The organism is Actinomadura nitritigenes (assembly GCF_017573545.1).
GTDB lineage: Bacteria > Actinomycetota > Actinomycetes > Streptosporangiales > Streptosporangiaceae > Spirillospora > Spirillospora nitritigenes.
The window spans coordinates 41,041-60,617 of the sequence record NZ_JAGEOK010000015.1 but is presented as its reverse complement, the minus strand read 5'-3'; the positions used below and the strand labels follow the sequence as shown (position 1 = coordinate 60,617).

Below are 19,577 nucleotides of genomic sequence, written 5' to 3'. Positions count from 1 at the left end.
CGCCGGCGAGGGAGAGTGAGATCACTCCCGCAGCACCCTGCAGAGCCACCCGCGCTCCGCGCGGACGGCACGACGATCGTGCTGACCCACCCCGGCGCTACTTGATCGAGGTCGCTGGACCTGCACCGGTTCGGTGTGCTCGTCCGCCAAGGGCGCCACGCGCCCGGCGCGGACGAGCACGCCGCACCGCGCGGCCGCGCTGCTGCGCGAGGCGCTGGAGTTGCGGCGGGGGAGCCGCTGCCGGACCTGCCGCCCGACCTGCTCCAGGACGTTCTTCACGACGGCGCTGCGGAGCGGCCTTCAGACCGGGACGGGACTGATGCAGGACGCCCGCGACGGCATGCTCATCAGGTTGCGGGCCATGCCGGTCTGGCCCCGCCCGATCCTCGTGGCCCGCGGCCTGCCCGCCTTGCGCGGGTCGTCCTGCTCCTGGCGTTCCTGCCGGCGTTGGCCTACGACCTCTTGGCTACCGCCCGGCCGGCACGCCGATGGCCCATCGGGAGATGGAGTCCCATGTCGTAGGGGACGGTGGCCTCGGCCCGGTCGCCTCCCGTCTCGGCGGCCCCTGCCCGTACGTTCATTCGTTGACTACCTTCACTCGGGGGAAGAAACCGCTCAGCGACGCGATACCTCACCGGCGGGGAGACCATGGGGACCGACGAGCACGGCTTGGCCATCGGGGCGGCGACGCCCGCCGCACTCGCGCACTACGACACCGCGATCGACGAGCTGCTGCACTTCCGCGCGCAGGTCGTCGACGAGACGCGCGCGGCTCTGGCCGAGGATCCCGGCTTTCCGATGGCCAACGTCCTGTCCGCCTACCTCGGGCTGCTGACCACCGAACCGGAGGACGCGCGGGAGGCCGCCGCGCGGTTCCGGGAGTTCCGCGCCGGCGTGGAGGCGGTGCGCCTGCTGCCCCGCGAGCAGGCGCACATCGAGGCCGTGGAGCACCTGCTGGACGGCGGCCTCCCGGCCTGCGGCGCCGCGCTGGGGCGGATCGCCGAAGAGTATCCGCGCGACGCGCTGGCGCTGTTCGTAGGCCACCAGCTCGACTTCTTCACCGGCGACGCCCGCGCGTTGCGCGACCGGATCGGCGGCGCGCTGACGGCCTGGCATGAGGACGACCGGCACCTCGGTCACCTTCTCGGCATGTACGCCTTCGGGCTGGAGGAGGCCGGCCACTACGGCCGGTCGGAAGAGGCCGGACTGCGCGCGGTCGAACTCGACCCCAAGGACGTGTGGGGCATCCACGCCGTCGTGCACACCTACGAGATGCAGGGCCGGTTCGGCCGCGGAACCGCCTTCCTGGACGAACGCCTGCCCGACTGGTCGACCGGCACGTTCTTCAACGTCCACACCTGGTGGCACTACGCGCTGTACGCGCTGGAAGCGGGCGACACCTCGCGGGCACTGGAGATCTACGACACCGTCCTGCACGGACCGCAGGCCACGGGCTCCGCGTTCGAGCTGCTGGACGCGGCGGCCCTGCTCTGGCGCCTGCTGCTGGAGGGCCGCGACGAGACCACGCGATGGAAGGAGCTGGCGGACGCCTGGGAGCCGAAGTCCCGGGAGGCGTTCTCCGCCTTCAACGACATGCACGCGGTGATGTCGTTCGTGGGTGCCGGGCGGCTCGCCGACGCCGACCGGCTGATCGCCGACCGAGAGGCCTATCTGGAGCGGGCGCGTCCGGACGTCACCAACCGGGCGATGACGGCGCGGGTCGGGCTGCCGGTCTGCCGCGCCCTGGTGGCCTTCGGCCGCGGCGACCACGGCGCCGTGGTCGACCTGCTGGCTCCGATCAGGCACCGCGTCCACGAGTTCGGCGGCAGCCACGCCCAGCGCGACGCCGTCCAGAAGACGCTCCTGGAGGCCGCGCTCCGCGCCCGCCGCCTCGACCTGGCGCGCGTCCTGACCAGCGAGCGGCTCAACCTGCGGCCGTCCAGCCCTTTCAACTGGCTCAAGCACGCGGCCGTCGCCGAGGCTCTCGGCGATGCCGCCATCGCGACCACAGCCCGAACCCGCGCAACGCGACTCCGTCAACCCTGACGAACCACGTCCAGCGGCAAGCCGCCCCGCGCGTCCTACGGTACGAAGGCCATGCGTTCTCCGCTGCTCTCACGGGTCCGGTTCGTCTCCACGTCGTGGAGCGGGACGTTGGCGGCCTGGCCGGCGGTCACCTCCTCCTGGACCGGTGGGGTGGCTGTGGCCGCTGCCCCCTCGCGATCTTCGGCATCGGGTCCGAGACGCCGGGCGGCGAGCCCGCCCGGGGCCGGTCGCGGACCGGCGTGCCATGAGGGTCGTGAGTCGGGACCTTAGGCCCTGACCGGGCATGCGCGGGGCGAGCATGGTGGAGTGATGCAACTCGATCGCAGTGGTCTGGAGATCCTCGGACCGGACGAGTGCCGGGATCTGCTGCGGCACGCCGAGGTCGGCCGGATCGTCTTCACCCACAACGCCCTGCCGGCGATCCAGCCGGTCAACTACGTCCTCGACGGCGAGGACATCGTGTTCCGGACCTTGCGGACCTCCCGGCTGGCCACCGCTGCGAGCGGCACCATCGTCGCCTTCGAGATCGACGCGTTCGACATCGGCGCGCGGACCGGCTGGTCGGTGGTGGCGATCGGCCCGGCCCGCCGCGTCTTCGCTCCCGACGAGATCGCCGCGATGGAGAGGCTCGACCTGCGCACCTGGGCGCCGGGGCAGCGCGACCAGTTCATCCGGCTGCGTCCCCAGATGCTCTCCGGACGTCGCATACCGGGCGAGAACGGCGTCGCCTCGAACGACGCGGCGATGGTCCTCGGGCTGCACCATGGCGGCGACAACGGCTCGGCGCTCATCTGACCCGGCGGACCGCCGTCCCGGGCGCCGCGACGCCGACGGTCACGCGGTCAGCGGCCGGTGCCCAGGGTCGCGGAGTGGTCGGGGACCTGGGTCTGCATCTCGCGCGGCGACCGCTCGTAGCCCTTCGGGGCGGGACGCGGGGGCAGTTCGAGCGGCGGTCGTTCCACCTCGTGGTAGGGGATGGTCGACAGCAGGTGGGCGATCATGTTGATCCGCGCCCGCCGCTTGTCCTCGCTCTCCACGACGTACCAGGGCGCCTCGGGGATGTCGGTGTGGACGAACATCTCGTCCTTGGCGCGCGAGTAGTCCTCCCACCTCGTGATCGACTCCAGGTCCATGGCGGACAGCTTCCACCGGCGCATCGGGTCCTCCAGCCGGCTCCGGAAGCGCCGTTCCTGTTCGGCGTCGCTGACCGAGAACCAGTACTTGCGCAGCAGGACGCCGTCCTCGACGAGCAGCCGCTCGAAGATCGGGCACTGGTGGAGGAAGCGCGTGTACTCCTGCCGGGTGCAGAAGCCCATGACGCGCTCGACGCCCGCCCGGTTGTACCAGGACCGGTCGAACAGCACGATCTCGCCGGCGGCGGGCAGGTGCTCGACGTAGCGCTGGAAGTACCACTGGGTGCGTTCGCGGTCGGTCGGCGCGGGCAGCGCCACGATCCGGGCCACGCGCGGGTTGAGGTACTCGGTGACCCGCTTGATCGTGCTGCCCTTGCCGGCCGCGTCCCGTCCCTCGAAGACCACGACGACGCGGGCGCCCTCGGCGCGGACCCACTCCTGCAGCGTCACCAGCTCCGTCTGGAGCCGGGCCAGTTCCCGCTCGTAGACGTCGCGGGGCAGCCGCTTGACCTTGCCCGACGCCTTCCCCATGGCGGCCTCCCGTATCGACGTGCCCGGCCAAGTAGATCATGTGCGCCGGAGCCGGCGATCTCAAGGAGGGACGGGGGCGTTCACGCGCCGCCGGCGCTCAGCGTCATCACGTGCCCGGTGATCTCCTCGGCGGGTATCCGGACGAACCGGCGGTGAGGGGCGCGGGCCCACGCGGCGAGCGGGTGCCGCTCCAGCCACCGGACCTTCCGGTGGTCGGTGATGATCTCGGGACGGCCGCTGAGCAGCACGCTCCATCCCTCGTTCGCGGCGGGTCCGGTGCCGTCCGCCTCGAACGTCAGCCGGGTGCGGGAGCGGACCGCCTCGACGACGTGACCGGCGCCCGGGGTCAGGAACACGACCCCGGGCCCGTCGACGACGAAGTTCACCGGGACGAGCACGGCGCGCCCGCCGCAGCCCGCCCACGCCACGCGGCCGACGACCGCGTGCGTCAGCCGCCACAGGCAGTCGGGGCGGTCGAGCGGGCGGAAGCCGTGGGTCTCGTCGGTGATCATCGTTCCGGTCTCGCCTCCGTAGGCCGAGGGGGCGCCGTGGCGCCGCCGCCGTGCTCGTCTCGTCAGTCGTTCTGCTGCCACAGGTCGGGCCCGAAGACCTCGTAGTGGATGCGCTCGTCGCTCACGCCGGCCTTCAGGAGGCCGTGCCGGACGTCCCGCATGAACGGGATGGGGCCGCACAGGTACGCGCGCGCCTTGGCGGGGACGCGCACCGGCAGGGCGCCGAGGTCGACGCGTCCGGCCAGGACCCGGTCGCTGCTCGGGCCGTCGGGCTGCTCGTACCAGGTGAAGGCGTCCAGTTCGGTCATTCGGCGGGCCGACCGGGCGGTCTGGACGCGCAGCGCGTGCGCGGCGGGGGAGCGGTCGGCGTGGAGGGCGATGACGCGGCGTTCGGGATGCGTCGCGGCGAGATGGTCCAGCATCGCGGCGATCGGGGTGATCCCGATTCCGCCGCTGACCAGGACCAGGGGCTCGGAGCCGTCGTCCAGGACGACGTCGCCGAACGGTGCCCCGACCAGCAGTTCGTCCCCGGTCGTCAGGTTGCGGTGCAGGTGGGTCGAGACCGCGCCGTCGGGGGCCCCGGCGCCGCCGCGCAGCCGCCGGACGGTGATCTGCATCGAGACACCGTCCGCCGCCCGGGACAGGGTGTACTGGCGCGGCTGCCGCAGACCGCCGGGCAGGTCGACCGCCACGGACACGTACTGGCCCGGGCGGTGGCAGAGGACCTCTCCGCCGTCCGCGGGCCGCAGGACGAACGACACGACGTCCTCGGCCTCGTCGCGGCGCTCGGTCACCCGCCAGGGCCGGTACTCCGCCGCGGGATCGCAGCCGGCCTCCTGGTAGAGCCGGGCCTCCTCGGCGACCAGGAGCGTGGCGAACAGCCAGTAGACCTCCGACCAGGCGGCGTGCCTCTCCGGTGTCACCGCGTCGCCGAGCACGCCGGCGACGGCGTCCATGAGGTGGCGGCCGACGATCGTGTACTGCTCGGGCCGGACGCCGAGGGACGCGTGCTTGTGCGCGATCCGTGACAGCAGCCGCTGCGGCGCGACCGCGGTGTCCAGCCCGCACAGCTGGCGGGCGAAGGCGACGACCGAGCCCGCCAGGGCCTGGCGCTGTTCGCCGTTGGCCTGGTTGCCCTGGTTGAACAGGTTCCGCAGCTCGGGGTGCGCGGCGAACATCGACGGGTAGAACCGGCCGGTGATCTCGGCGCCGTGGGCCGCGACGGCGGGCAGGGTCGCCTGGACGATCTCGGTGTTCCGGGGGGAGAGCACTGTGCTGTCTTCCTTCGTTCGCTGGTGCCGGTTCGGGGAGCTCGGGCGGGGTCAGCCGCGGGTGCCGGGCGGGGCGGTCTCCAGCACGTCGGAGACGGGACGGCGCGGAGTGGACGGCGCCCTCGGCCCGTACCCGACGCGGACGATCGCCTGGATGTGGCGCCCCGTGCCGTACCGGGGCGCGGCGGCGCGGCGGTCCATGTCCCACACGTCCAGCAACTGGGTGAGCAGGTTGGTCGCGACACCGAGATCGGTCGCGGTCAGCAGCACCCGCTGCAGCGCCTGTCCCGCGCTCAGCCACGTCGCGGGGCCTTCGCCGCGGGTCATCAGCACCGCGAGCTGCGGTTGCCGTTCGAAGTCCGCCGGTTCGCCGGCGGTGCCGTCGGCGGCGAAGTCCCGCGCCCGGACGCCGTGCCCGCTCGCCGCGGGACCGAACGCGTAGCGCGGGACGCCGTCCAGCCGGTGCCGGTCGGTCGTCCACCGGTCGAGCTCCGCCCCGTAGGCCGGGTCGGACTCCAGGCGCCGCTCCGCCGCTCCGACCAGGTCGAGCATCTCCGGGACGGCGTGGCGGTCGACCGGCCACAGCTCGGCGCCCTCCGTCCGGGCGGCGGCGGCCAGGGCCGCCCACGCGTCGTCCGGGACGCGCCGGGCGGCGAACGGCATGCGGTTGCTGTGCCGGGTGTGGATCGCCGCGTAGAGGCGCCGCTCGGCGGTCGGGGCGGTGACCCGGGGACCGGTCCGGATCTCGGCCAGGAGCGTGGAGTCGTGCGCGTCTCCGGCGAGCACCCGTACGTCGGGGCGGTGGCCCGTGGTGAGCATGGCCAGGCGCGCGTTCAGCAGCGCGGCGCCGCAGCTGATCGTCATCGAACGGCCGCGCGGGTCGATGACCGGCAGCCGCCGCGAGGCGTCGGCGTGCAGTTCGAGCGCGCCGCGGGAGAGGACGAACCGCCATGGCTGGGTGTTGTGCACCGACGGCGCCGCGATCGCGGCCGTGACCAGCCGCCGCACACCCTCCGGGCTCGCCAGCGGGTCCTGCGTCGCGGGCATCCCGGACGTGCGCGCCCCGGTCATGACCGGGAGGGGGCCGGTGCGCCGCCGTCACCGCGCGAGGGCCGCGGATGCCGTCCCCGGCGCGACTCCCAGTCGCGCGCGGAACGCGCCACCTGGACCTCGAGCCGATCCGCCGCCACGGCGATCGCCTCGTGCAGCGATGCGGCCTCGGCGTGCGCGTGGACGCGCCGGCCGTTGACGTCGGCCTGCACCGACGCCTCCGCCGCGGACGACCTGCCGTGGGCGGGCGCGAGCGTCAGCGCCGCCCGGACCGACAGGACCGGTTCGTGGGCGTGCGCCAGTAGCCGGGAGAACACCGCGCGGGCCCGCTGCACCTGGTCGGCGTCGACGCCGCCCGACAGGGAGAAGGACATCGGCAGTGCCGGAGACGCCTCCGTCGGCGACCCGGCGGTGGACCGGGTTTGGTGTGGCATGGCTTCTCCTGAGGACTCGGGTGGACGGCTCGTCCGGACGCCCGGTGGAACCGTCCCGGCTCGATTGCTCCTCCACGATGGCCTCGGCGATCATCGCCGCCCCAGGGACCTTGGTCCTCCGGCCGAGGGGCCTTCGGTCCGAAAGTCCCGATGGGCGCTCGCGCCCGCCGGCCGCGAACTTCGGGACCTTCGTCACGGGGACCGGGACCTCCCGCCCTGCTGTGGCCCGGCCCGCCGCCGCGATCGTGGACGCATGAGCGTTACCGCCGCGGATGCGACCACCCTTGAGGACGTCCTACGAGAACGCCATCGCCGCTGCCTGCCCGCGCTGGCCCGGTTGAAGCTCCTCGCCCGGAACGGACGGGGCACCGGAACCGACGTCCGGGCCGCCACCACCGAGGTGCTGGAGGAGCTGGACGCCGCCGAGGCGGTCCTGCTCGACGCGCTCTCGGGCAGCGTGCGGCGCGAAGCCCTCGCGCACTTCCTGGCCTGCCGCGTCAACCGCCTGACGATCGTCGCTGAGCACGCCGCCGCGACCGCGGACGCCGGTGATCTCCCCGTACTGCGCCGTCTGCTCTACCAGTTCCACGCTCTGGCCGAGGCGATGTGGAAGGTCCAGATGGGACTGCGAATCCAGAACCCGCGCTCCACCGCCGGCAGAGCCTGAGTCCTCTCCAAAGGACAGGCCATTCCCTGGGAGGAAGGTCAGGAGCAGGACGGAGACCGGAGCACGAAATCCTCCGTCTCAGCGGCGGCGAGCCCTTTCAACCGCGGCGTCCGCGGTCCTTTTCGGCGTCGGCTTTGAGTTGTGCGGCGAGGGCGGCGGCTTGGGTGCGGCGGCTCATGCCGAGTTTGGTGAAGATGCTGGAGATGTAGTTCTTGACGGTCTTTTCGGCGAGGAAGAGGTGTTCGCCGATCTGCCGGTTGGTGAGTCCTTCGCCGATGAGTTCCAGGATGTGGCGTTCCTGCTCGGTGAGGTCTTTGAGCGGGTCCTTCTTCTCTTGGCGGGCGCGGATGCGTTGGAGCATGCGGGCGGTGCTGCGGGGGTCGAGGAGTGATTGGCCGGAGGCGACGGTGCGGACGGCGCCGACGAGGTCGGAGCCGTGGATCTGTTTGAGGACGTAGCCGGCGGCGCCGGCCATGACGGCTTCGAAGAGGGCGTCCTCGTCGTCGAACGAGGTGAGCATGAGGCAGGCCAGTCCCGGCATCTGGGAGCGGATCTCGCGGCAGACGCTGACGCCGTCGCCGTCGGGGAGGCGGACGTCCAGGACGGCGACGTCGGGCCGGGCGGCGGGGATGCGGGCCAGGGCGTGTTCGGCGGTTCCGGCTTCGCCGACGATCTCGATGTCGTCCTCGGCGGACAGCAGGGCGGCGACGCCGCGGCGGACGACCTCGTGGTCGTCCATCAGGAACACCCGGATCGTCTTCGTTTCCTGCGGCGCGTTCTGGTCGACCGACCCCGTCATAGTGATCGTTCCCTCGAGTCAGTGGTGGTGCCCTGCACGCTACCCCGCAGGGGGCCGCCCCGCAGGCAGCGGAAGTCCCGCGATCACCGGGACGAACGTCCCGCCGGCCATCGGACCGGCGAAGGCCCGCATCGGCCGCCGACCGTTCGCGGTCGGCCCAGTGCGGCGCCGGTCGATGAAACGGCGTCCCGAGTATCGGACCACGTTAAAAGAGGCCGCGGCCTCTATGGCCGGAAAACAGTCACCGAGCGGCCATGGAAAATGGTCGGACAACCCGGGACCTAGGTCCCGCCGTTCATGTGTCGAAGGGTCCTACAGCGCGGGTTCGCCGTGGAGTTGAGTTCGGGGTGGCAAGAGAAAAGGCGATGCGATGGAAGGTGAGACGCGATGGCGGTCTCCGAGCACAAGGTGAACACCCGGCACGGTCACCACGCGCTGGTGCGGGTGGTGACTCCCAGGCCGCTGACCGAGTCGCCTGCGGCCCGGTACGTGTGGGCGGTCGCGCGGCTGGCCCTGGGGTGGGTCTTCCTGTGGGCGTTCCTGGACAAGCTGTTCGGGCTGGGCCACGAGACCCCCGCAGCCAAGGCGTGGACCAAGGGCGGCAGCCCCACCGAGGGGTTCCTGAAGTTCTCGCCCAAGGGCCCGTTCGCCGGGTTCTACCACGACATCGCCGGTGCGGCCTGGGCCGACTGGCTGTTCATGATCGGCCTCGGCGGCGTCGGCGCGGCGCTGATCCTGGGCATCGGCATGCGGATCGCCGCCGCGGGCGGCGCGGCGCTGCTGGTCATGATGTGGTCGGCGGTGCTGCCCCCGGAGAACAACCTCTTCATGGACGACCACCTGGTCTACGCGCTGCTGATCGTCGGCCTGGCTCTGGTCAGCGCCGGCGACACCCTCGGCCTCGGCCGCTGGTGGGCCAAGGTCCCCCTGGTCAAGCGCCTGCCGTTCCTGAAGTGACCTGACAGGCGAAGACCCGCGAGAGGCGCTCACCCCGGTGAGCGCCTCTCGGCGTGTCCACCCGTACTCCTGCTCCTGCGCCGCCCTCCTCCGCCGCCACCGACTCGCCGAATGAGAAGGCGTCTCAGGCGACCTTGGTGATCTTGCATTCGATGCCTGCGGGTCCGATCGGAGCCTGCGCCGCGGTCGTTCCTCCGAAGGTGTTCGTGCCTCGCACCTCGAAGGTCTGGAGGCCGATCCGCTGGTGAGAGGCCGCATCCGAGACTTCGACGGTGACGGCGTACCTCGTCGCGTTGCCCGTGATCGTGCCGCTGATCGTCACCGTGCCCTGCGATCCGGTCGTGTTGACCTCGCATTCGACGTGGGTGCTGTAGTTCTTCGGGCCGAGGGACGCGGTACCCCCTCCTGGCGCACCGCTCACGTAGAGCACGGCGAGCAGTCCCAGGAGCCCCGCCGCACCCAAGGCGATGATCAAGTAGGCCTTCCGCCTGCGGCGCGGACGCGAGCCGTATTCATCATTGGCCATGGTCCACTCGTGAGTCGGCATCGCTGTCCCGCCACCCCGATCGATCTTCCTGGGCAAAATCTGCGCAGGTCAGGATATAGCTCGGTACGCGTGGTTTGATCTTGCCGGTCCGAACCGGTCCGGCCTTCGTCAGGTCGGTTCGCCGCCGGGGTCGATGTGCTCGGTGGTGACGCCGCCGGGGTGCAGCGGGATGCGGCGTCCGGTGATCTTTTCGGGGGTGAGGCGGACGAAGAACGGCTTGGGGGAGGAGACCCACGGGGCGAGCGGCAGTGTTTTGAGGCGTTGAATCTCGGCGGGGTCGGTGACGATCTCGGCGGGGCCGGTGGCGATGACGCTCCATGCGGTTCGCAGTGCCGGTTCGAGGTCGTCGGCCTCGAGGGTGAGGGGGCGGCGGGCCTGGATGGCGTCCGTTTTGGAGCCGGGTGCGGTGGTGAACACCAGGGTGGTGCCGTCCAGGATGAAGTTGACCGGCAGGATGGACGCGGTGCCGTCGTCGGTGGCCCAGGCGATGCGGCCGACCGCGACGCTGCGCAGCAGCGTCAGGCAGGCGTCGGTGTCGAGGATCTGGAGTCCGGTGGTCATGGCGCGCCGTTACGGGTCGCTTCCGTGGCGCCGGGGGCGGCCGAAGCCGTGCCCGCGCAGGGCGACTTCCAGGGCGAGATCCCAGTTGCCCGACAGCTGTTCGGCTATCTCGTGGCCGTCGGCGCACATGCCGGCGGCGACGCGTGCGGTGTCCGGGTCGCCGGCGCGTTCGGCCAGGCGCCGCAGCAGCTCGCCCGCGGCGATCTGCAGATGCACGGCGGAGTACGCGTCGCGCAGGTACTTCGCGGCGCCCGAGCGGTGCCCCGGGCCGAACGCCGCCTCCGCGACCGAGGCGAACAGCGTTCCGGCGTCCTTCACGATGGACGGAGAGGCGCCATGGGCGTGCAATCTCTCCTCGATCGCCCTGTTGTAGAAGTGGGCGCGCTCGGCGAAGTGGCCGAGCGGGCGGCACAGTTCGGGCTCGTCCGCCACCGAGGTCAGGGCCTCGCTCAGCACCGCCTGCACGTGCTGCTCCTGCGCGTGCACGTCTTTGAGCGCGGTGACGAGCTGCCGGTCGAGGCCGGTCATCGGCGTCTTCTCATCGCTCGGACTCTCCCTGTTCCGGTCACGGTGCGGCGGTCGGTGCGCGGGCTCCGCCGGACGGCATCGCCGGGACGGGCGGTTCTCCCGCCCGGAGGCCGTTGACCAGTTCGACCTGCCCGCCGGGATTCGCGTGCAAACACCGCCGAACTCGCGGGCGATCCCTTCAGCGGGAAACCGATCGCCCCGGTTGGTGAGGTCATGTGACGTTCTTGGCGAGGGTGCGGTCGACGGCGGTGACGGCCAGGAGCGCCAGCGCGACGACCGTGAGGACGGCGGCGAGCCGGTGGAGGCCGGCGTCGGTGGCGCGGTGACCGTAGGCGAGGCCGATCAGGCCGGCGGACGCGATCGCCCCCAGGTACATGAACGTGCGGAGGAGCCCGGCGGCCGCGCCGGTCTGCTCGGCGGGGGCCTGGGCGTACATGGCGGCCTGGTTGGTGACGATGTTCAGGCCGTTCTGCACCCCGAACACGACGCTGACGAGCAGCAACGCCCGCAGCGGGGCCCGGTGGTCGAGGAGGAGCAGTCCGCCGCAGCCGATGCTCAGCGCCGCCGCTCCGGCGACCAGTGACGGCCGGACGCGGCGCCGGGCGGCGAACGCGGAGACACCGGTGGCCACGACGAACGACGGCAGCATCAGCATCCCGGCGGCCGACGCGGAGCGGTCGGTGGCCTGCTCCAGCCACAGCGTCCACCCGTAGACGAAGCAGTAGGTCACCAGCATCGTCACGCCGTAGCGGACGTAGGTGGTGGTGAGCGCGCGGTTGTGCGCCAGCATCCGCAGATCGATGAACGGCGCGCGGGCGCGCAGTTCCCAGGCGGTGAGCGCGGCCAGCGAGGCGAGGGACGCGCCGAGCAGCCACCATCGGGGATGGCCCAGGTCCATCAGGAACACCAGCAGCGCGGTGAGCGCGGCGGTGAACAGCAGCACGCCTGCCGGATCGAGCGCGCGCCACAGCGAGGCGCCGGTGTCGCGCGGGCCGTCCTCGGGGAGCCAGGCCAGCGCAGCGGCCATGCCGGCGGCCGCGAGCGGGACGTTCACCAGGAACGTCATCCGCCAGCCGCCGGCGGCGATCAGCAGCCCGCCCAGCGGCGGGCCCACCGCCATGCTGACCTGCCCGGCGATGGCCAGGGCGCTGAGCACGCCGCCCGGCGTGCCGCCGTTCAGCCGCTCCGCGCGGCGGCGCACCATCGCCATGGCGGCCGGGTAGGCCGCCGAGGTCCCCAGACCGATGATCACGCGGGCGGCGACCAGCGCGGGCAGCGACCAGCCCAGGCAGCCGAGCAGGCCGCCCGCGCCGACCAGGGCCGTGCCGGCGAGGTGGACGCGGCGGGGGCCGAGCCGGTCGGCCAGGCGGCCCATGGTGGGCTGCCCGACGGCGGTGGCCAGGTACAGCGCCGCGACGAGCCAGGTGGTCCGGTCGGCGCCCGCGCCGAACGCCTCCCCGATCGCCACCAGCGCGACGGCGATGACGGACGAGTTGATCGGGTTCAGCACCGAGCCGAGCGACACCGCGGTGACGAACCGCCCGCCGAAGACCGGCCGCCGTCCGGCCCCGCCGGAGGGCGGGACGACCTCAGTACTGATCATCGGGGCGGCTCCTCGGAGACGGTCGAAGCATCGAAGACGGATCCACGGTGCTCCCGGGAACCTCCCGGTTGAAGGCGGTGGTGTTCCTGGCAGTGACACGGCCACCCACGCGGAACGGGCGGCTGGCAGACTGGGCGCGTGCCCTCCAGCAGCGCGCTCGGCGACTACCTGCGCGCCCGCCGTGCCCGGTTGCGCCCCGCGGACGTGGGCCTGCCCGCGGGCCCGGGCCTGCGCCGCACCCCCGGCCTGCGGCGGGAGGAGCTCGCCGCGCTCGCCGGAGTGAGCATCGACTACTACATCCGCCTGGAGCAGGGGAAAGAGACCAACCCCAGCCCGGCCGTCCTGGAGGCGCTGGCGCGCGCGCTGCGGTTGGACACCGAGGAGCAGGCGCACCTGCTCGCACTCGCCGACCATGCGGCAGGACGCGTCCCGCCCGCCCGGTCCAGCATCCCGGAGCGTCCCGTCGTCCGCACCGGGGTGCTGCGCATGCTGGAGCAGCTCCGCCCGTGCCCCGCCTACGTCCTCAGCCGGACGAGCGACATGCTCGCGGCCAATCCCGAAGGGCTCGCGCTGTTCGCGGGAATGGGCGAGTGGCCGCCGGAACGCCGCAACACCATCCGCTACGTCTTCCTGCATCCCGCCGCCCGCAGCCTGCTGGCCGACTGGGACAAGGCGGCCTGCACGAGCGCCGCGCAACTGCGCAGCCTGACCGCCACCGACCCCCATGACCCGGCTCTGACCGCGCTGATTGACGAGCTCAACGGCGCGGAACCCGAGTTCGCCGCGCTGTGGAAGCGGTACGACGTCCACGCCCGCCGCAGCGACCGCAAGACCTTCCACCACCCGCGCGTCGGTACCTTCACCCTCGACTTCGAGGTCCTCCGCCTGGACCCCGACCGCCAGCGCATGTCGGTCTACCAGGCCCGACCGGGTACTCCCGACCACGACGCCATGGTCCTGCTCTCCCTCAGCACCAGCGACGCCCGAACCTGAACCGGCGGGCCCGGCGGCGGATCAGCTGGACGAATGGGCGGTCGCGAGCCTGACCGCGAACGCGACCAGCAGCACGCCCGTGACGCGTTCGATCGCCGCCTTCACACGGGGCCGGCGCAGCAGCCGCCCGAGACCGTCGACGGCGGCGACGTACAGGCTGAACCAGCCGAGGTAGAGCAGCGCGAACACCGCCGACAGCAGCAGCGTCCGGTCGTGTGCGGCGCTCGCCGACGACCCGGCGGACAGGAACTGCGGCAGGAACGTGACGAAGAACAGCGCCACCTTCGGGTTCAGTGCGTTGCTCAAGAAGCCCTGCCTCAGCGCGCTCGCGGGGCGCGGCCGTCCCCGCCGGACCGGCGCCTCCTCGGGCTCCCGGCGTGAGCGGGCGGCCGAGCGCAGGGTCTGCACGGCCATCCACAGCAGGTAGGCGGCTCCGACGATCTTCAGGGCGGCGAAGGCCTTCGCCGAGGCGAGCAGCAGCGCGGACAGCCCGACGGCGGCGGCGCCGGCGTGCACCGCGAGCCCGGTGACGCCGCCGACCATCGTCAGCAGCCCGCACGCGCGGCCACCGGCGAGCGTGCTGCGGGTGATGAGCGCCTGGTCCGGCCCGGGAATCATGATCAGTACGAGCGCCGCGAACGCGAAGGCGGGGATCGAGGTCTCCATGGCGTCCAGCCTGCGGCCTTCGACTCATGACGTCCAATGCCTATGATCGTGGGAACCCATAGACGGAGTGAATATGTTGGACCTCGTCCGGTTGCGCGTTCTCGCCGCGGTGGCCCGGACCGGCTCCATCACCGCGGCGGCCAAGGACCTGCACTACACGCAACCGTCGGTGAGCCATCACATCGCCCGGTTGGAGGCGGAGACCGGGGCCGCGCTGCTGCAGCGCGCCGGCCGCGGCGTCCGGCTCACCCCGGCCGGCGAACTGCTGGCCGGACGCGCCGTGGAGATCATCGGCCGGGTCGACGCCGCCGCAGCGGAGCTGTCGGCCCACGTCGGCCTGAACGCCGGCAAGGTCAGGCTCGCCGGCTTCTCCTCGGCGATGAGCACCCTGGTCCCGGCGGCCGCGACCGCGCTCGCCCGCACCCACCCGGGCCTGGAGGTGAACCTCGCCGACACGCACCCGGACGAGGCGCTGCGCCTGCTGCGCGCCGGCCGGGTCGACGTCGCGGTCGTGTTCCGCTACGACGAGTCGCCGTCGGAGGAACCCGGGGTCCGGCTGCACCATCTGCTCGACGATCCCACCTTCCTGGTCACCCGCGCACCGTCCGGTGACGGGACCCTGGCGGCGCACCGCGAGGCGCGCTGGATCGCCGGATGCGAACGCTGCCGCGGCCACCTGCTGGAACTCTGTGCCCGAGCCGGGTTCACGCCGGACATCGCCTACGGCACCGACGACATGGTGGTGATGCAGTCCCTGGTGGCGGCCGGACTGGGCGTCACCACCGTGCCGGGCCTGGCGCTCCGGGCCCATCGTGGCGCCGGCATCGAGGCCACCGAGGTGCCCGCGGCGACACGGCGGGTGTACGCGGCCACCTACGGCGAGCCGCCCGACCCGCCGGCCACCGCGGCACTGCTGGACGCCCTGCGCCGGGCCGTGTGAACCGGCCCGGCGGGGCCGCCGGTGCGCGGTCTCGTGGTCGTGTGGAGGGCAGGTAGGGGCAGCCATACCTGAAAGAGTGTTGCTCGCCGTGATGCGGGCGGGGGCCCCGGGCCGGTGGGATCGACGGCATGGACCTTCGTCTCTCCGCACCCCGGCTCGTCAAGATCGTTGTAGGGGTGCCGGTCGTCGCCGCGCTGGCGGCCGTCGGCATCGCGCACGCCCCGACATCCCACCGCGAGGTCTCCGCACGGTCGAACGAGGCCGCCGCGGCGGGCGCGCGGTGGACGAGCGCCTGGGGCGCCGCCGCGCAGGCGCCCGTCGCGGGCGACGAGGACTCCGGACCGAACTGGTCGACGCGGGGGTTCGCCGGCCAGACCGTGCGACAGGTCGTCCGGGTCGGGATCGGCGGCACCCGGATCCGCGTCCGGTTGTCGAACGCCTTCGGGACGAAGCCGCTGCGGATCGCGGGCGCGACCGCGGGCAGATCCGCCGGGGGCGCCCTGGTGTGGCCCAGAACGATCACGCCGATCACCTTCGCCCACGCCGCGACGGCGGTGATCCCGCCCGGCGGGGAGCTCGTGAGCGACCCGGTCGCGCTGCCGGCGTCACCGCTCGAACGCCTCGCGATCTCCCTGCGCCTCACCGCCCCGACCGGCCCCGCCACCTTCCACCGCTTCGCCCAGATCGATTCGTTCCGGGCGAACGGCGGCCACCTGAGCGACGTCGGCGCGGACGCCTTCAAGGAGTCGACGTCCTCCTGGTACTACCTCACCGGTGTCGAGGTGGCGGGCGCACCGGCGCGCGGCTCGGTGGTCGTCTTCGGGGACTCCCTGGTCGACGGGGTCGGAGCCACCAAGGATGCGGACGCGCGGTTCCCCGACGACCTCCAGGAACGGCTCATCGCCTCCCATCGCCCGCTCGGAGTCGTCAACGCGGGCATCGGCTCGAACAAGCTGCTGAACAGCTCGCCCTGCGGAGGCGAGAAGGGGATCTCCCGGTTCACCCGCGACGTCCTCGGCCGCCCCGGCGTCCGCTCCGTGATCGTCCATCTGGGGGCGAACGACATCGGCGCACCGCAGGTGGACGATCCCTGCGTGCGCCCGAACCCGCAGGTGACCGCACAGCAGCTGATCGACGGCCATCGGGCCCTGATCCGCGCCGCCCACGCCCACGGCGTCAGGGCCGTCGGCATGACGCTCCCTCCGATGAAGGGTGCTTTGTTCCCGTTCTGGACGCCGAAGGTGGAGCAGCTCCGCGAAGAGCTGAACCGTTGGATCCGCACCAGCCATGAGTACGACGCCGTCATCGACGCCGACCGTGCGATGTCCGACCCGGCCGACCAGAGAATGCCCCGCCCCGGCTACGTCTTCATGGACGGTCTGCACCCCGACGACGCCGGCTACCAGGCCATAGCGAACGCCGTCGACCTGGCGGCCCTGTGAGCACCACGTCGCCGGACCGCCCTCGCAGAACCCTGCGGCGAGACCGGCGCCCGCGGCCGCGAACGCCGTCCGGACCCGGCTCAGCCGGAATCGCGCGGGGGGACGAGCTCCTGCGGGATCAGCAGCCGCTCCATCAGCACATGCAGGTGCTCGCGGAAGGAGGCGATGACCTCGGGATCGTCAGGGCTCCGCATCCCCTTGGAGCGATCGAGCACGCCCGATCCCAGGTAGCCGTGCACGCACCAGACCATGGTGCCGAGCAGGTAGTAGGCGTTGACGTCCGGCGGCACCACATCGCGGATCTTGCGCGCGGCCATGGTCAGCAAGGGGCGCGCGTACTGGTCCTCGAGTTCGGAGATGTCGGCGGCGTCCGCCACCCAGCGATGGGCCCACAGCGCGCGGACCTGCGGATGCGTCAGGTGGAAGTCCAGGTAGGCGTCGACGATCTGGTGCAGGGCGCGCTGCCCGGGCTCCGCGCGGGACACGACGGCCTCCATCATGCGGTGCTCGCTCTCGAACGCCTGGCGCGTCACCTCCAGGTAGACGGCGCGCTTGTCGCCCGCGGCCTCGGTGATCGCCGAAGGGCTGGTGCCCAGGGCGTCCGCGATCAGGTGCAGGGAGACCCCGTCGTACCCCAGTTCGCCGAACAGCCGGGTCGCGACGTCGATGACCTGCTGGTGTGTGACGGCACTTGCCATATCGTCACGGTACGTAGAGACACCAAAAGCAGAGCGTCGCCACGGGTAAGGGTGGTGTCAAGTCGGGCGCCCGTCTTCCCGGCATCCGGTGCTCGCGCAGGCTCTAGAGTCGGCGGCGTGTCCGAGCGATTCGACGTCGCCGCCGAGGTGGCGGCCGCCTGCCGCGATCGCACCCGGGCATGGCGTTTCCTGCGCGGGTTCGCCGCCGCGTGGTCGACTCCCCTCGCCGGCGACGACGGCCGGTACCGGAAGGAACTGGCCGCCGCCGAGCAACGGCTCGGGACGCCCCTGCCGGCGGCGTTGAGAGAAGCGCTCGCGCTGCTCGGCGGACGCGAAGACCTGACCAGCAACCAGGACTGCCTTCTCCGCCCTGACCAGCTGCATTACGACGAGACCGGCCGGGCCCTCGTCTGGCGCCTGGAGAACCAGGGCGTGGCCAGGTGGGGCATCCCGGTCGAAGACCTCCGCCTGCCGGACCCGCCGGTGATCTTCCAGCTCGACGGCACCTACTCCGCGCCCGAACCATGGCGGCCGTTCCTCGACCGCTTCTCCGTCGCCTGCGTCGAGATGGTGCTGTACGAGGCCCTGTTCGGCTCCGACGGCGACGACCACGACAACCGGGAGGCCGGCGACGCCGATCCCGGCGTCATCGAGCGCCGCTACACCCGCCTCGCCGTCCCCGACTACCCGATGTGGGCGGACCCCGACGGCCCGCCGGTCCGCTGGTTCCACGGCCGCGACGCGCTGATCTGCGACCACGCCGGAGCGTGGATCTGGGTCCGGACGCGAACCCCCGAAGCCCTCCGAGCCGTGCGCAACACCCTGCCCGGCGACTGGCACATGCGGCCCTGACCGGCCCCTTCCACGGCGACGGTCATGCTCTCCGGATGCCGGTGCGGCCACCGGCCACTGGCCACCGGCCACCTGGCGAAGCCGGCCCGGTGCGACGTCACCGGACCGGTTCGTCAGGGCCCGCGCCCGGCAAGACCGCGCCCCGCACAAGGACACCGGGCCGGGCGCCGAGCTCCGCGCCGCTACGGGCGGGTGCCCGGTCAGGTGCGGTGGACGGTGCTGACGCCGGCGCCCGGGCGCCACACCTGGATCACCAGCTGTCCGCCCTCGACCGAGGTCAGGACGGCCTCGCGCAGGTCCAGCCGGAACGCGTGGAAGTCGCCGGGCGGCTCCTCCCCGGTGGCGCGGGCCTTCTTCTCCTCCGCGTCGGTGATCTCGACCGCGACGCCGGCGACCTTGGCGTCCCCGCCGTTCTCGGGATCGGCGGGGTGCGCGTGGATCGCGCACCGTCCGTCCCGCCGGAGATCGCGGGCCTTGACCGCGCCCAGCATCGAACCGAACGACAGGTCCTCGCCCATGAAGTCGACCTCCGAACCGCTCACCCGCGGCGAACCGTCCTTGCGCACCGTCGCGAGGACATGGGTCTTCGCCGCCTCGAACCGCTGCCGCACCGCGGCGGCCAGGTCGGCCGCCTCCTCCTCGAACTGCTTCCACGTCGCCATCCGGGCACCCTCGCAGCCGCCACCGACAATCCGTCGCCGGAACCGGCGCGACGACTCTCCGGGAGGTTGCGGGGCCTACCGGGTCGAGTGGGCTGTAGCGTCCAAGATCGGTACGGGGGCACCAGGCCGGCAACGTCCGCCGAGGAGAACGGTGAAAGACCAGACAGAGCAGGACCAGGTCGACGCCGCGGTCCGGGCGCGCATCCAGGCCAGTTTCGACCGCCAGGGACTGATGCGGCACCTCGGTGCCCGCCTGACCCATATCGGGCCCGGACGCGTGAACATCAGCCTGCCCACCCGGCCCGAAGTGACCCAGCAGAACGGGTACTTCCACGCCGGGGCCACCAGCGCCATCGCCGACACCGCCGGCGGCTACGCGGCGTTCACGCTGTTCCCCGAGGGCACGTCCGTGCTGACCGTCGAATACAAGATCAACCTGCTGGCGCCCGCCGAAGGCGAGCGCATCGAGGCGGAGGGGACGGTCCTCAGGCCCGGACGGACGCTGACGGTGTGCCGGCTGGAGGTGTTCGCGGTCCGCGAGGAGCGGCGCAAGCTCGTGGCGGCCGGCCAGCAGACCTTGATCTGCGTGGAGGGACGACCCGACCAGTGAGGATCTGGCCCCGAACAGGCGGTGGTGGCCGAGCCGCTGGTTCGGCCCTTCGAACATGATGGGCCCGCCCTCGGC

The 19,577-nt window shown here is 72.4% G+C and carries 23 protein-coding genes; 9 read left to right on the top strand and 14 right to left on the bottom strand.

Features of this window, described 5'->3' with window-relative positions:
- Positions 1-21: 21 nt before the first annotated feature.
- Positions 22-279: a hypothetical protein gene (locus J4557_RS23835; RefSeq protein ID WP_208268959.1), complete on the bottom strand. Its 258-nt coding sequence runs from the start codon at positions 277-279 to the stop codon at positions 22-24.
- 369 nt (positions 280-648) lie between these two features.
- On the opposite strand from J4557_RS23835, the gene J4557_RS23830 reads away from it, so the two are divergent.
- Positions 649-2,046 carry a tetratricopeptide repeat protein gene (locus J4557_RS23830; RefSeq protein WP_208268958.1) on the top strand — a complete coding sequence of 466 codons (1,398 nt, stop codon included), beginning with the start codon at positions 649-651 and terminating at the stop codon, positions 2,044-2,046.
- Between the two features lie 309 nt (positions 2,047-2,355).
- A complete protein-coding gene (locus tag J4557_RS23825; RefSeq protein ID WP_208268957.1) occupies positions 2,356-2,841 on the top strand; it encodes a pyridoxamine 5'-phosphate oxidase family protein in 486 nt (161 codons plus the stop codon).
- 47 nt (positions 2,842-2,888) lie between these two features.
- On the opposite strand, the gene ppk2 is transcribed toward J4557_RS23825, so the two are convergent.
- The 5 genes from ppk2 to J4557_RS23800 form a co-directional block, all read right to left on the bottom strand.
- Positions 2,889-3,710: a polyphosphate kinase 2 gene (gene ppk2 / locus J4557_RS23820; protein ID WP_208268956.1), complete on the bottom strand. Its 822-nt coding sequence runs from the start codon at positions 3,708-3,710 to the stop codon at positions 2,889-2,891.
- An 80-nt stretch (positions 3,711-3,790) separates the two neighbouring features.
- On the bottom strand, positions 3,791-4,222 hold the full coding sequence (locus J4557_RS23815) for a pyridoxamine 5'-phosphate oxidase family protein (RefSeq protein WP_208268955.1): 432 nt from the start codon (positions 4,220-4,222) through the stop codon (positions 3,791-3,793).
- Positions 4,223-4,284: 62 nt separating this feature from the next.
- A complete protein-coding gene (locus J4557_RS23810; protein ID WP_208268954.1) occupies positions 4,285-5,493 on the bottom strand; it encodes a globin domain-containing protein in 1,209 nt (402 codons plus the stop codon).
- Positions 5,494-5,544: 51 nt separating this feature from the next.
- A complete protein-coding gene (locus J4557_RS23805; protein WP_243776249.1) occupies positions 5,545-6,564 on the bottom strand; it encodes an Acg family FMN-binding oxidoreductase in 1,020 nt (339 codons plus the stop codon).
- On the bottom strand, positions 6,561-6,977 hold the full coding sequence (locus J4557_RS23800) for an HPF/RaiA family ribosome-associated protein (RefSeq protein ID WP_208268953.1): 417 nt from the start codon (positions 6,975-6,977) through the stop codon (positions 6,561-6,563). The genes J4557_RS23805 and J4557_RS23800 overlap by 4 nt, the downstream gene beginning before the upstream one ends.
- 253 nt (positions 6,978-7,230) lie before the next feature.
- On the opposite strand from J4557_RS23800, the gene J4557_RS23795 reads away from it, so the two are divergent.
- Positions 7,231-7,644, top strand: a complete 414-nt coding sequence (locus J4557_RS23795; RefSeq protein ID WP_208268952.1) for a hypothetical protein — start codon at positions 7,231-7,233, stop codon at positions 7,642-7,644.
- Positions 7,645-7,741: 97 nt separating this feature from the next.
- Here J4557_RS23795 and J4557_RS23790 read toward each other — a convergent pair whose 3' ends face one another.
- Positions 7,742-8,443, bottom strand: coding sequence for a response regulator transcription factor (locus J4557_RS23790; RefSeq protein WP_208268951.1), 702 nt, complete (start codon positions 8,441-8,443; stop codon positions 7,742-7,744).
- 387 nt (positions 8,444-8,830) lie between these two features.
- Between J4557_RS23790 and J4557_RS23785 the strand changes: the two genes are divergently transcribed.
- Positions 8,831-9,400 carry a DoxX family membrane protein gene (locus J4557_RS23785; protein WP_208268950.1) on the top strand — a complete coding sequence of 190 codons (570 nt, stop codon included), beginning with the start codon at positions 8,831-8,833 and terminating at the stop codon, positions 9,398-9,400.
- A gap of 124 nt (positions 9,401-9,524) precedes the next feature.
- Here J4557_RS23785 and J4557_RS23780 read toward each other — a convergent pair whose 3' ends face one another.
- The 4 genes from J4557_RS23780 to J4557_RS23765 all read right to left on the bottom strand — a co-directional run bounded on the left by J4557_RS23780 (position 9,525) and on the right by J4557_RS23765 (position 12,639).
- Positions 9,525-9,926: a hypothetical protein gene (locus tag J4557_RS23780; protein ID WP_208268949.1), complete on the bottom strand. Its 402-nt coding sequence runs from the start codon at positions 9,924-9,926 to the stop codon at positions 9,525-9,527.
- Positions 9,927-10,055: 129 nt separating this feature from the next.
- On the bottom strand, positions 10,056-10,508 hold the full coding sequence (locus tag J4557_RS23775) for a pyridoxamine 5'-phosphate oxidase family protein (RefSeq protein ID WP_208268948.1): 453 nt from the start codon (positions 10,506-10,508) through the stop codon (positions 10,056-10,058).
- Positions 10,509-10,517: 9 nt separating this feature from the next.
- Positions 10,518-11,036 (bottom strand): DUF892 family protein, encoded by a 519-nt coding sequence (locus tag J4557_RS23770; protein ID WP_208268947.1) that lies wholly within the window; start codon positions 11,034-11,036, stop codon positions 10,518-10,520.
- A 211-nt stretch (positions 11,037-11,247) separates the two neighbouring features.
- A complete protein-coding gene (locus tag J4557_RS23765) occupies positions 11,248-12,639 on the bottom strand; it encodes an MFS transporter (protein ID WP_208268946.1) in 1,392 nt (463 codons plus the stop codon).
- 138 nt (positions 12,640-12,777) lie between these two features.
- On the opposite strand from J4557_RS23765, the gene J4557_RS23760 reads away from it, so the two are divergent.
- Complete coding sequence (locus tag J4557_RS23760; protein WP_208268945.1) at positions 12,778-13,632, top strand: helix-turn-helix domain-containing protein; 855 nt, start codon at positions 12,778-12,780, stop codon at positions 13,630-13,632.
- A 21-nt stretch (positions 13,633-13,653) separates the two neighbouring features.
- Here the strand turns inward: J4557_RS23760 and J4557_RS23755 are convergent, their stop codons facing one another.
- Positions 13,654-14,298: a LysE family translocator gene (locus J4557_RS23755; RefSeq protein WP_208268944.1), complete on the bottom strand. Its 645-nt coding sequence runs from the start codon at positions 14,296-14,298 to the stop codon at positions 13,654-13,656.
- A gap of 73 nt (positions 14,299-14,371) precedes the next feature.
- On the opposite strand from J4557_RS23755, the gene J4557_RS23750 reads away from it, so the two are divergent.
- Together J4557_RS23750 and J4557_RS23745 are read left to right on the top strand one after the other, a co-directional pair.
- A complete protein-coding gene (locus tag J4557_RS23750) occupies positions 14,372-15,238 on the top strand; it encodes a LysR family transcriptional regulator (RefSeq protein ID WP_208268943.1) in 867 nt (288 codons plus the stop codon).
- A 128-nt stretch (positions 15,239-15,366) separates the two neighbouring features.
- Complete coding sequence (locus J4557_RS23745; protein ID WP_208268942.1) at positions 15,367-16,680, top strand: SGNH/GDSL hydrolase family protein; 1,314 nt, start codon at positions 15,367-15,369, stop codon at positions 16,678-16,680.
- 80 nt (positions 16,681-16,760) lie between these two features.
- Here J4557_RS23745 and J4557_RS23740 read toward each other — a convergent pair whose 3' ends face one another.
- On the bottom strand, positions 16,761-17,378 hold the full coding sequence (locus tag J4557_RS23740; RefSeq protein WP_208268941.1) for a TetR/AcrR family transcriptional regulator: 618 nt from the start codon (positions 17,376-17,378) through the stop codon (positions 16,761-16,763).
- Between the two features lie 117 nt (positions 17,379-17,495).
- Here J4557_RS23740 and J4557_RS23735 point away from each other — a divergent pair, with 117 nt between their 5' ends.
- Complete coding sequence (locus J4557_RS23735; protein WP_208268940.1) at positions 17,496-18,230, top strand: hypothetical protein; 735 nt, start codon at positions 17,496-17,498, stop codon at positions 18,228-18,230.
- Positions 18,231-18,430: 200 nt separating this feature from the next.
- Here J4557_RS23735 and J4557_RS23730 read toward each other — a convergent pair whose 3' ends face one another.
- Positions 18,431-18,892, bottom strand: a complete 462-nt coding sequence (locus J4557_RS23730; RefSeq protein ID WP_208268939.1) for a pyridoxamine 5'-phosphate oxidase family protein — start codon at positions 18,890-18,892, stop codon at positions 18,431-18,433.
- 151 nt (positions 18,893-19,043) lie between these two features.
- Here J4557_RS23730 and J4557_RS23725 point away from each other — a divergent pair, with 151 nt between their 5' ends.
- Complete coding sequence (locus tag J4557_RS23725) at positions 19,044-19,502, top strand: PaaI family thioesterase (protein ID WP_208268938.1); 459 nt, start codon at positions 19,044-19,046, stop codon at positions 19,500-19,502.
- Positions 19,503-19,577 lie beyond the last annotated feature (75 nt).